The sequence below is a fragment of the Mangrovihabitans endophyticus genome, assembly GCF_014646155.1.
Taxonomy (GTDB): Bacteria; Actinomycetota; Actinomycetes; order Mycobacteriales; family Micromonosporaceae; genus Actinoplanes; species Actinoplanes endophyticus.
Map to the genome: position 1 here is coordinate 115977 of NZ_BMMX01000011.1, position 11963 is coordinate 127939.

Annotated in this window: 8 protein-coding genes, 1 tRNA gene and 1 pseudogene; 6 read left to right on the forward strand and 4 right to left on the reverse strand. The window is 64.3% G+C overall.

What is annotated here, in order from left to right; translation table 11 throughout:
* Window positions 1-186 precede the first annotated feature (186 nt).
* The 3 genes from IEY73_RS14995 to IEY73_RS15005 all read right to left on the reverse strand — a co-directional run bounded on the left by IEY73_RS14995 (window position 187) and on the right by IEY73_RS15005 (window position 5061).
* Window positions 187-3171, reverse strand: coding sequence for an acetoacetate--CoA ligase (locus tag IEY73_RS14995; RefSeq protein ID WP_189079818.1), 2985 nt, complete (start codon window positions 3169-3171; stop codon window positions 187-189).
* An 806-nt stretch (window positions 3172-3977) separates the two neighbouring features.
* Window positions 3978-4049, reverse strand: a tRNA-OTHER gene (locus IEY73_RS15000).
* Window positions 4050-4176: 127 nt separating this feature from the next.
* Complete coding sequence (locus IEY73_RS15005) at window positions 4177-5061, reverse strand: hypothetical protein (protein WP_189079819.1); 885 nt, start codon at window positions 5059-5061, stop codon at window positions 4177-4179.
* 495 nt (window positions 5062-5556) lie between these two features.
* Between IEY73_RS15005 and IEY73_RS15010 the strand changes: the two genes are divergently transcribed.
* Both IEY73_RS15010 and IEY73_RS15015 read left to right on the forward strand, forming a co-directional pair.
* Window positions 5557-6600, forward strand: a complete 1044-nt coding sequence (locus tag IEY73_RS15010) for a ComEC/Rec2 family competence protein (protein ID WP_189079820.1) — start codon at window positions 5557-5559, stop codon at window positions 6598-6600.
* A complete protein-coding gene (locus IEY73_RS15015; protein ID WP_189079821.1) occupies window positions 6597-7376 on the forward strand; it encodes a hypothetical protein in 780 nt (259 codons plus the stop codon). Before IEY73_RS15010 ends, IEY73_RS15015 begins: the two co-directional genes overlap by 4 nt.
* Window positions 7377-7860: 484 nt before the next feature.
* On the opposite strand, the gene IEY73_RS15020 is transcribed toward IEY73_RS15015, so the two are convergent.
* Window positions 7861-8637: an SAM-dependent methyltransferase gene (locus IEY73_RS15020; protein WP_189079822.1), complete on the reverse strand. Its 777-nt coding sequence runs from the start codon at window positions 8635-8637 to the stop codon at window positions 7861-7863.
* A gap of 186 nt (window positions 8638-8823) precedes the next feature.
* Here IEY73_RS15020 and IEY73_RS15025 point away from each other — a divergent pair, with 186 nt between their 5' ends.
* From IEY73_RS15025 to IEY73_RS15035, 4 genes and pseudogenes are all read left to right on the forward strand, one after another.
* A complete protein-coding gene (locus IEY73_RS15025) occupies window positions 8824-9327 on the forward strand; it encodes a transposase family protein (protein WP_189079823.1) in 504 nt (167 codons plus the stop codon).
* The gene (locus IEY73_RS15030) at window positions 9267-9992 is read left to right on the forward strand and encodes an ISAs1 family transposase (RefSeq protein ID WP_229715856.1); all 726 of its coding nucleotides are present in this window, start codon (window positions 9267-9269) and stop codon (window positions 9990-9992) included. Before IEY73_RS15025 ends, IEY73_RS15030 begins: the two co-directional genes overlap by 61 nt.
* Before the next feature lie 55 nt (window positions 9993-10047).
* Window positions 10048-10302, forward strand: a pseudogene (locus IEY73_RS33550) (integrase); the annotation flags it as partial.
* A 27-nt stretch (window positions 10303-10329) separates the two neighbouring features.
* Complete coding sequence (locus IEY73_RS15035; protein WP_189079825.1) at window positions 10330-11316, forward strand: abortive infection family protein; 987 nt, start codon at window positions 10330-10332, stop codon at window positions 11314-11316.
* Window positions 11317-11963: the final 647 nt, after the last annotated feature.

An 11963-nucleotide genomic window follows, 5' to 3' on the forward strand; every position in this document is an offset into this window, starting at 1 on the left:
AACCGTCTCAGAACCCCGCATTCCGGACCACAAAACTTCAAGATCGATCCGACAGTGGGGGAGCGCGGGCGGCGCGTGGCAGGGGACGAGCGGTGCGGCACGGGTGGGTGCGGGTCGGCACGGAGAGGGCACGGGTGGGTGCGGGTGGGTGCGGGGAGGCACGGGTGGGTGCGGGCAGGCCGGGACTTACTCGTTTGGCTGGCGGTTCGCGTCGGCCAGGGCCTCGGACCACTTCTCGGCCACCTCCGTGACGTGCTCTTGGCCGAGCACGTCGTGGTGGGCGCCGGGGACGTTGAGCACGGTCAGCCGGGGTGCCTGACGACGCCAAGCGGCCAGGATGTGGTGGCCCGGCAGGCTCCGGCGCGCACGGAAATAGGTGACCGGTCCGGCGTACCGGCCCGGCGCATGATCGTTGGCGACCGTGGTGGTCTGCACGAAAAGCTGCCGGTCGGCCGGTGCCGAGGCCGGGCGCAGGCGTTCGGCGAGCACATCGCGCAGCGAGACGTTGCGCATCGAGGGGAACAGCAGCGAAACCCGGTCGACCAGCTCGTGCACGAGTCGTTCCGTCGCGGTGAGCATGACGCCCGGCGGGAGCACGTCGACCAGGCCGAGGAAGTCGACGGTGCGTCCGGCGGCGGCGAGTTGCCGGGCCGTCTCGTAGGCGACCAGCCCGCCGAACGAATGCCCGGCCACCCGTACCGGACCGGTCGGCACCACCCGCGCGATCTCGGCCACGTGGTCGGCGGCCAGTTCGCCGATCGGCCGCCGGGCGCCGTCCGGCGCATGCAGGTCGGTGCGCAGCCCGAAGAGCGGCCCGGTGCCGGTGAGGAGTTGGGCCAGCGGCCAGTAGACGTCGATGTCGCCCCAGGCGTCGTGCACGAAGAACATCGGCGGCAGCGCCGGATCGCCGGCCGCCAACCGAACGGCGCGCGGGGCGTCGTCGGCCCGCGGCGCGGCGGTCGCCGCGGCGATCAGACCGGGCAGCGTGGGGTCGGCCAGGAACGCCTCCAGGCCCACGTCGCGGCCCAGCACCTGGCGGACCTGGCGGACCAGGGTCATCGCCTGCCGCGAGGTGCCGCCCAGGTCGGCGAAGGTGTGCCCGCCGTCGGCGGTCGGTCCCAGCGTCTCCCGCCACAGCCGGCCGATGGTGGCCGTCACGTCGTCGACTCCGGCGTCGTCGGCCGCCGCAGCCGCCACCTGGGCCGCCTCCCGCTCGGCGGCGGCCAGCGCGCGGGCGATCCCGTCGATCGAGTCCGGGTTGCGCAGCGCCGTCAGGTTGGCCACCGGCTCGCCGTCGAGCACATAGCGGGCGGCCCGCTCGGACTTCTTGCCGTTGAAGGTGACCGGCAGATCCGGCACCGGCAGGATCAGTGAGGGCACGTGCGCGGCCGAGGCCTGCCGGCGCAGGCTCACCCGGATGGACCGGGCGAGGTCGGCGGACAGACGTACGCCGTCCTCCAGCACCACCAGCAGGGCCAGCCGGGTGGCACCGGGCACGGTGGGGTGCCGCTGCTCCATGGCCATCGCGTCGCGCACGCCGGCGATCTGCCGCAACACGGCATAGATCTCGGTGGGGCCGATCCGCACCCCGTCGACGTTGAGTACGCCGTCCGAGCGGCCGTGCAGCCGGGAAGACCCGTCCGAGTCGAATTCGATGAGGTCGCCGTGGGTCCACATGCCGCGGTTCGCGGCGAAGTAGGCCGCGTGCCGCCGGGCGCCGTCCGGATCACGGCGGAACGCGACCGGACGGGACGGGAAGGGGTTGCGGCAGACCAGTTCGCCCACCTCGCCGACCAGTTCGCGTCCCTGCGCGTCGACGGCGGCGACATCCATGCCCAGGCCACGGGCCTGGATGCGGCCCCGCCGCACGGGCAGCTCCGGGTGGCCCAGCACGAAGGCCCCGATGATGTCGGTGCCGCCGCTGATCGACTGCAGCGGCATCTCGCCCACGGCGTCGGCGACCCAGTCGAACTGCCAGTCGTGCAGCACCGCACCGGAGGACAACACGGCGCGCAGCGCGGACAGATCGGTCGCGTCCCGGGGCCGGTACCCGGCATCCTGACAGAGCTGCAGATAGGCCGGGCTGGTGCCGAGCACCGTCACGCCCAGACCGGCGACCAGCTCCCAGAGGGTTTCCGGGCCGGTCAGCGCGCGGTCGCTGAGCACGATCCGGCAGCCCGCGCCCAGCGCGGACAGTTGGCGGTTCCACACCATCCACGCGGTGGTCGAATGATGCAGGTAGACGTCCCCCGGCGCCAGGTCCAGGTGCAGCCGGTGCTCCTTCAGGTGCTCCAGGAGCGTGCCGCCGATGCCGTGCACCATCGCCTTGGGCGCTCCGGTGGTGCCGGACGTGAACATTACGAACAGTGGCGCGTCGAACGGCAGGCGCGGCCATTCGGCGGGCGGGCCGTCGGTCCCCTCGATCGTCGTGTCCAGCCGATACGCAGAGACCTTCGCCGTGGCCGGCAGCGGCCGGTCGTCATCGTCGAGCACCAGCACGACGCGCACGGCGGGCAGGCCGTCCAGCAAGGTGGCGAGGGTGTCACCGGGGGCGCCCGCCCACTCGCCGGAACCACCGCGGTCGACGACCAGCACGACCGGCTCGACCTGCGCCAACCGGCCGAGCAGCGCGGTGGGGCCCATGTCCGGCATGGCGGTGGACACTGCGGCCCCCAACGCCGCGCCGGCCAGCACGGTCACGACCGTGGCGGCGGTGTTGGGCGCGATGACCACCACCCGGTCGCCGGCGCAGACCCCGGCCGCGGCCAGCCCGGTGGCAGCGGCGGTGACCCGGCGACGCAGCGCCGCGCGGGTGAGATGCTCGGCGCTGCCGTCGTCGTGCACCGACGTCAGGGCGACAGCGTCATCGTCCACCCCCGGCAACGGGCGGAGGAGGTTCTCCGCATAGTTCAGGCGTACGTCCGGGAAGAACCGCGCGGTCTCCACGTCGTCGCCGTCGCAGACCGTCTCGGCCGACCCCTCCCAAGCCAGATCCGCCCAGCGCAGGAACTCGTCCCAGAAATCCCGGAAGTGTTCCACCGACCAGCGATGCAGATTCTGCGGGGTGGTCAGGTCACGCTGGGTCCGGGCCGCGCAGCGGGCGCGGAACTGCGCAAGCTGCGGCACCCGGTGCACCACCCGATCGTCGTCCCGCCGGAGCAGTTCGCTCATCGCTCACCTTCGCGCCCGGCAGACACGCGGCAGCGCACCGGCAGGGGTGCTGCACGGTCCTGAACAGCGAGAACGGCCACCGGATCATGGTAATCACGGGAGCAGGCGCGTGGGGTCGGTGTCCCCCGAGGGTCAGACTGCCGCGTACCCGCCTTGTCGCTTCAGCCACCGGAACGATCTGGAAGGCTGACCTGGCCTCGTGCTGTCGGAAATTGTCGTACCCCCCGACGTACGGTAATTCTGTCCAACAGCCGTGGCAGGCTCCCGAACATCCCCGGGCTATGCGGCCCGACTTTCGCCGTTTCTCCCAGGGAGCCCCGAGGCGGACGCCGACCGGGTTCATACCAGCCTTGGTATCCGTTTTGTCGGCCGTGATGGGGACCGCGCCCTTCAACGGCTCGGCCGTCCAAGGGGCGGGGTGCGCCGGTGCCCGATGGTGAGGTCCGGCCGTAGCTGGTGGCTGTCATCGCTGGTTCGGCCGTCGGTCATGGACGTCATGAGCCCGGCGTGACAGCCCTCTGCTACGGCTGAGCAGGCGGTGACAACCGCCAGCTACGGCCGGGTGCCCAGGGAGGGACCCGGCCACCGAGGGCCCCTCTGGTGTGCCGTCAGGTACGCGGACAGGGCTCCCACCGGGCTACGGGCAGCTCGGTCGCTGTCGCGTATGCGTCGCGGCGATCGAGCCGCAGCCGCTTCTGTCGGCGACAGTTTCTGCTGAGATCGCGCGGGACTGACCCCTCCGACCTCTGGCATACGCCAGACCGGCGTTGGTGTTGTTCAGTGGATCTTTCAGGTGATGGCGGGAGCGGAGGGCGTGGGATTCGAACCCACGAAGAGTTTCCCCTTACCGGTTTTCAAGACCGGCCGCTACAACCCTCTGAACTGCAGGAACGCCGACCGAGCCGACAACTTGGTCACGCCATGGGCGCCGCTGGTCGTGAACCAGGAGTCGCGCGGGTGCGTCTCTCCCAAAGCTCACGCAGTCCGGCCGACGGAACAGTATGCCTACAGGTTTGCCTCCGGGTTGTGTCGCTGCCACCAAGCCGCAAAGAGAGCCGCGAGTTGCTCCTTGGTCTCCTGTGAGATGACGTTCAGTCCGTCTTCCATCAGCGGCCTGGCGGCATGTTTGTAAACCTCTGGATGGTGCTCGACTGATGGGCATGTGAACAGAGCCAGCATCCGGAGCACTCGCAGCGTGTCTTCGCCGATCAGAGGGAAGTGGGCCTCCAGGAGCTTGAAGAGCGCTGCCCAAACCTTGTCTACGACGATGCCAGCGACCACCTGGGCGAGCCGCTTGGAGAGGCCCGTCAGGTTGTCAGTCAGGGCGCGTTCGAGGAATCGCTTACCTTGCTCTGAAAGGAACCTGAAGGCCCGGTTGATCTGCTCAAGACCCTGGACCAGAGCCACCAACAGAGTGCACCACGTGTGGTCAGCGAGTTGCTTCTTGATTTCGCGCGCAGACTGCTCGCCGCCGACACTTTGATCGATCTCGATAGAGATCTCCGGCCAAGTCTCAGCCATGAGAGTCTCAGCGAGTGCCCTCAGCCGGCCAAGGTCGGATGAGTACGTGACCGGATCGGAGAGATCCACTTGTTGCGGCGACGCGCCACTATCTTGAGGCCAGGTCGTCGCCAGGTGATCCGTGATGTCTAGGCGTGCGAGGTCAACAAAAGCCTGACGGTTTCGGCCGTTGAGGCTGAGCGCGCCGGTGCGCTTGTTTTTCTCGACCTTTGCTTCGAGTTGAAGCCGCCGATCGTTGCGCGCGTCCTGCGTGTCGGCAGCGAGGGTCGCCCAGCCCCGCCAGCCGTGCAGTGCGCCCCCGCAACCAGAACAGACACAACCGGGATTCTTGGCGTTCGCGCAGTTCGCTCTGTGACTGTTGCCTGCCATTCGACCGACCACCGTTCACCATCATCGCTCAACGTAGATATTTGATTACGTTAAGTCAGATCAGCGATCGCTCTCAGGTTGACGCTCGTCCCCGACAACCCTGCACTTCGGTCAAATCGGTCGGCCCAGACTGGAAAGCAACCGGTCAGGCACTTCTGGCTCGCGAGGCCAAGGAACCCCTGTCAGATTCCTGGTGGACAAGTCAGGAGGCCGCTGCCTCTCCATGTCTGCCGACGGACTCGCGGGCGGTGCCATCCACGGTCCACGTTCGGCAGGATTCTCCGGAGCCAACACGAGCGGCAGGCGCGAAACGCAGGACGCGAGACTGTCTCGCACTGTTCTCAATGCCCCTAATTCGACACCAGCATCAGGAAGTATTCCTTACATTTGGTTGGCACTCCCGATCGAGTTACATGGTTGGCATTCGATCTGAGAGAAGCGTAAGGTATCAGCGCTTAGATCATGTGTACGACTGTTTTGGCGCGGGGAGTGCTTGTGTACGAGGTAGATTTTCTGCCTGTCGAGAATGACGAACAAGATGGTGGCAAGAGTGGCGATGCGATCGCCATCCGCTTTACAGTCCCGGGACGCGCCACACCCGTCGTAGTCGTTATTGATGGCGGCTTCACGGCGGTCGGCCAGAAGCTTGTAGATCACATCAAGAAGTACTACGAAACTGTCGTTGTCGATCTGATGATCTCGACACACCCCGACGCGGATCATCTGAACGGCTTGTGCACAGTGATCGACCAACTCAGCGTCTCAGAGCTTCTCGTGCATCAGCCGCGGCTCCACAGAACTGATCTAACGGAATTCACCAATCTCGAAGCGCTAGACAATCTAATCAAGACGGCGCGGGCTCGAAACGTCAAGCTAACCGAGCCATTTACGGGGCTTTCGAGATTCAACGGCAGCGTCAAGATCCTCGGTCCAACGGAGAACTACTACGAGGACCTACTTGACGAAAGCCTAGGCTCGATCAAGGCATCAGCATTCACCGAAGCTTTCCGCCGCCACTGGGTTCAGCAAGTCGGCCAACTCCTCGACAAAGCTCTTACTTACCTGCCTGTCGAAACCCTAGCAGATGACGGCGAAACAACAGCGCGTAACAACTCCTCGGTAATTACCTTGGTTTCAGTGGACGGAGAACGCCTCCTCTTCACCGGCGACGCGGGGATTCCAGCCCTAGATACTGGCGCATCGGAGTATGAACGACTATTCGATTCTTTCGACCAGTCCCCGATTTCCTTCTTCCAAGCGCCCCACCACGGAAGCAAAAGGAACGTTGGGCCAACGATCCTTGACCGCATTCTCGGCCCCACGGAAGCCCCGTTCAGTAGCTACGTCTCCTTCATCAGTTCAGCAAAGGCGGCACCCAAGCACCCTTCCCCGAAGGTCGTGAATGCATTGAAGCGTCGCGGTTGCGACGTTCTCGCTACTGAGGGGCAGAGTATTTGCCACAGTGTTCCTGGGGTTAGTCGACCGGGCTGGGTTCCACTTGAGCCACTACCGCCGCTGGCCGAGGACGACGACGAGTGAAGGCTGGTGATCTGTTCGGCGACATGGATGCATACACGAGGAAGGCGCGGATATATCCAGCTCTAATCGCAGCACTTCCGGTTGCCGTGTTTGTTCTCCTGCTTTTGCCGACTAAGCCCCTCATGGCACTAGCGCCCCTGACAGTTTCAGTGGGGCTGATGTTTCTGGTGTCCAACGTCGTGCGACATATGGGTAAACGGCTTGAGAGCAAGCTGGTAGCTTCCTGGGATGGAATGCCAACCACTGAAATGCTTCGACTTGGAAGCAGGACTCCAGCACCAGCCGTTGCGGGGCGAAGGAAGATGCTCGAAACGGTGACAGGCACTCGGTTGCCTAACTGGAAGCTGGAGAGCGACCGCCGGGACGCTGCGGATGAAGTTCTGGTGACCGCGACACGCTCGCTCATATCCATGGTGCGACGCCGCACAGAAGAATTTCCGCTGGTTCAGGCAGAGAACATTGCGTATGGCTATGCACGCAACATGTTGGCGTTGAAGCCAATCGCCTTGATCGCTCTGTCGATCTGCTTGGTCGCTGACTCCTTATATTACTGGCGGAGCGGCGGCTCAATGGAGGTTTGGGTCGTACTCTCGATTCACATCATTGGGATCGCCCTCTGGTCGTCCTTTGTCCGTCGTTGGTGGGTACGTCAGGCAGCCATAGCATATGCCGATCGGCTGTTCGAGGCTCTCGATCAAATAGTCCGACTGCCTGACACCTCAGCCCCTCACCAATCCAAAGGATCTGGCGAGGTTGGCGCACCACCCTGGTCCTGATCTTTCTCAGTGAATAGCGCTTGGGGCCGTCGCTTGCGACGCGAAGCGCCCTTGACTGTGGAGAGGCGGCCCGGACACCATGCGCGCCGCCGTACCCGGAGCTCGACGGCTGTGACACGTCCTGCGGCCCGCACATGGGCAGCTAGTCCGCGTCGCTCAGGCCGTCTGGTCGGCAGCCGGCCAAATCCCTAACTCCTACCTCCGGGGTACTACCTGACGTCGAAGCGGCCCGACCCTGCCCAGCACGCCAGCCGACGGGCGTTCTGAGTGCCCAGGCCAGAGCGCCAGCGACGGCCTGGGTGCGTGCCCAGGCGGCGGCGTGAGCGGCCCGTTTCGGGCCGCCTTGAGAAGAAGTGGAGAAGATTTGAACGGGTTCGGAAGATTGGAGGAGGCCGGATCGGGTCTGCGCCATGCGACCGCATTCGGTGTGGCAGCGGCAAATGCCCCGTGAGTGCTCATTGAGAAACACAGCCCTATGGCGGGATTAGCGTGGTTTGCGTGCGAGTCCGGCGTGCGTGGCGGTGTGGTCGTGCATGAGGTTGGGATCGGGGTGTGGTTCGAGGTGTGGGTGCCAGTCGTTCGTGTACGCAAGGCCGGGTTTTGCGAGGTCGAGGCCGCTGAAGAAGGCGGTGACTTGGTCGCGTGTTCGAGGGTGGAGTGCGCCGTGGTTGCCGCTGGCCGCGAGGTCGCGTAGTCGGTGTGCCTGTGCCGGTGGTAGCGGGTCGAGGGTGGCGTGGGTGAGGGCGAGGTAGCTGCCGGGCGCCAGCTCTTGGACCAAGCGGGCAACGAGTTGGTGGGGGTGGTCGGTGTCGGGGAGGAAGTGGAGAACGGCGATGATCAGCAGGCCGATCGGCTGGGTGAAGTCGAGTCGTTGCGCGGCGTCGTGCAGGATCGTGTCGGGGTCGCGTAGGTCTCCGGTTGTGAAGGTGGTGTGCCCGTCGGGTCCGTCGGTGAGGAGGGCTTCGGCGTGGACGCCGACGAGTGGATCGTTGTCGATGTAGTGCACGCGGGTGTTCGGGTGGATGTGTTGGGCGATGTCGTGGACGTTGGGTGGGTCTGGGAGTCCGACGCCGATGTCGAGGAATTGTCGGATGTCGTGTTCGCTGAGGCAGCGGACGGCGCGGCGCATCCATTTGCGGTTTTCGCGGGCGGCCTGCTTGATGGTGGGGAAGGCGTCTTCGATGGTGTCGGCGGAGTGGCGGTCGGCGGCGAGGTTGTCTTTGCCGCCGAGCCAGGCGTCGTAGCGTCTGGCTGGTGGCACCTGGCCGAATTTGGGAGCGCACGGGACGGCCGGCTGTTCGTGACCCCGGGGTACGGCCAGAGCCAAAGCAAAGTTAGTTGATCTTCGTTTGTGCTGATGACGTGGGGGCCGCGAAACAGGCGCGGCCTTCCTTAGTAGACGATGGCGGTTCTCTACGCCAACCGTCGTCTACCAGAAAGGCCGCTCGTGTCAGTCTCGCACGCGGTCATCGATGTCGTCACGAACGCCGCCGGGCAGGCCGGACTGGGCCGGGTCACCACCCTGGCCACCGTGTTCGAGCAGGTCAAGGACCCGCGAAAGGCGAAAGGTGTCCGGCATCCCCTCGCCGCGGTACTGACGGTCCTGACCATGGCACTGCTGTGCGGGGCACGTGACTTCCGCCAGGCCGCCGACCGCGTCGCGGAACTCCCGCAACCGCTGCTCGCCGCCGCGGGCGCCCGCCGGCACCCGATCCTGGGCATCCGCATCCCACCTCGGCGCGACACCCTGCGCCGGCTGGCCGAGACCGTCGACGCCGCGGTCATGGACCGGCTGATCTGCACCTGGCTCAACACCCTGCTGACGAGCCCGCCGGTACCGGGCTGGCCCTGGACGGCAAGACCGTCCGCAACACCCATGCCGGCACCGGCCTGGACGTCCAACTGTTCTCCGCGATGCGCCACGACACCGCCGTCGTCGTCGCGCAAGTGAAAGTCCCGGACGACACCACCGAGGTCACCCAGATCGCCGCTCTGCTCGACGGACTCGACATCACCGGCATGACGATCACCGCCGACGCTGCGCACCCCAGCCACGACACCGCCCAATACCTGATCAAACAACAGGCGGGCTATGTCTTCACCGTCAAAGGCAACAGGCCCACCCTGCTCACCACGATCACCGAACGGCTCCCCGCCGCGGTCCCGGACACCGCAGCCGCCACCTGCATCGAACACCGCAACGGCCACCGGATCGTCCGCACCGCCTGGACCTCACCCGCAGACGGCACCGACTTTCCCGGCGCCGCACAAGTCTTCCGGATCCGCCGCGACACCTACGCCCCGGACGGTCAACGCGTCAGCAAACACATCCTGCACGGCATCACGAGCCTGACCTGCACCGCATCCAAGATCGCCGCCCACGTACGCCGACACTGGGGAATCGAGAACAAGGTCCACTGGATCCGCGACGTCCTGCTCGGCGAAGACGCCCACCACGCCTACCTCGGCAACACCGCCCACACCATGGCCGCGCTGCGCAACCTCGCCCTGGCACTCATCCGCCTCGCAGGCCACACCCGCATCAAACACATCATGGAACGGCACCACGCCGACAAGATGCTCATCCCCGCGCTACTCAACGCGGCCATCCGATAACTCACCGACTTTGCTTTGGCTCTGGGGGTACGGCGGTGGCCCGGTATCGAAGGAGACGTACGCGCGGGTGTGGAGAGCGGCGCGCGCTACGGCACTCACGCCGGTACAGCAGCGCTCACCGTTGGCCCGGCGACCGTACGATCTGCGGCACGCGGCGGTGTCGCTGTGGTTGAACGAGGGAGTGCCAGCTACCCAGGTCGCAGAGTGGGCAGGTCATAGCGTGCAGGTCTTGCTCAGGGTCTATGCGAAGTGCGTGGACGGTCAGTACGACGTCGCCCTTCGGCGTATAGGCAGGGCGATCAAAGAGTAAGTCAATGTCATGATGTTAAATGATCTCATGGCCTACGAACTTGATCGACCTGAACGGCTCGGCTCCGAGCAATGGGATGCTATCCAGGAGCACCGTGCGACATTAGTCAACGCCGTTGAGGTCGAGGACCGGTCGGCGATAGTTGGCAGCGCGAAAGACTTAATAGAATGCGTTGCGCGTTGCGTGCTGGTCGCCACAAAGAGTTCGATCGGCAATAGAGCGAAATTTCGTCCTGTTATTCGCGAAGCGCAAAAGTCCCTAGGGCGCTCTGCAGGAGATGACATAAGTGGCTCAATAGAGGTAAGAAAGATTGCCCAATCTGTGGAAGATATTGCTAATGGTGTGAATGAGCTCAGGAATAGAGTAGGTACCGGCCACGGCAGGGCCAAGCCGACGAATGTCGACGACGAGATGGCGACTGTTGCGGTAGACGCCGCAATGCTTTGGTGTCGTTGGGCGCTGCGGCGTCTCGGTCATATTCTAGCGGACTATCCAGCGGAACTTCTGAATGCTATCGAGACGCCGGTGCAGCAGATGAAACTCCAGCGGTTATTTAACGAAGTGCACTTGTTGAATCAGCCGGAAGATATCCAACACCGTATCGGTGTGGCTTTCGGACGCAGGGCGGCCGGAGGTTTCGGAAATGCGAAAATAGTCGGGATAGATCCCGTCCGTAAATCGGACAGTATCAGTGAATTTTCGGCTCAGTACCGCTTGGGAGTTGTAGAAGGCCTCATTTTCGACGCATCTGGCAGCATATGCCTAAGCAAATACTTCGTCGAGGACGTCGTTGAGATCGTGAAGCCTGTGCCGAATGGATTGCTGAAAGCCTCCGTCGATCGCCTTGAGGCTACGGCAAGATTCGCGACCTGGGCTGCCGGTCGGGGGTCGAACACGGTTGACCCCGCCGAGGTGGTTGCAAGCCTGCGGCATGTCAGTGGGCGCCTCGACCCTAAGTTAAGAGCTGAGATCGAGCGACTAATTGATTCTGTCAGCCACCTTGAGCAAGTCTGAACTGCTCAAGCCTTTTAATCGGCCCGCCTACCTAGTATATATTCGGATATTCTTCAGGACGGGGCACCGGTATTCGTAATATCCAATGCGCAGGTTTGTAGTGATCACTGGCGGATGGTCGGCCACAATCGCAGGTCCAAGGTTCATCGTCAGCGCCTACCGGTGTTGGAGAGAATCTAAGTTCGACTTCATCTGGCCTTGCAAGACTAAGATCGTTGACATGTAGTCGCATTTCCAAGCCGCCGCGGACGACGTTTCCCCCTACCGGGGAAACTGCAGTCCTTCCACCGCTTTGGTACACGAGGTCCGCATGGACTAGATATGTTCGGGGTTGGGTGATAACTAGCCAAAGGTGGTCCCGGCCCGTGCGGTCATTATGGACGAACTGCCACTTCTTTCCCTTGTCCGTTGGTGCCAGATCTCGATGCTCCCGGTTGAGTTCGGCCTGTGCCATTTTTCCTGCAGATTCTGCAGATGATTTCGCGGCGTCCGCTGATCGATCGGCCGCGTGTTGGGAGCCCTCGGCCGCTTCTGCACTGCGTCGATTGAACGACGCCGTGCGGAGCGCCACAACGAGTGCCGCCGCACTTATGAGGACAGCAAGAACGGCAAGGAAGGTCGCCATGTGCGGAATCGTAGACCGTGGG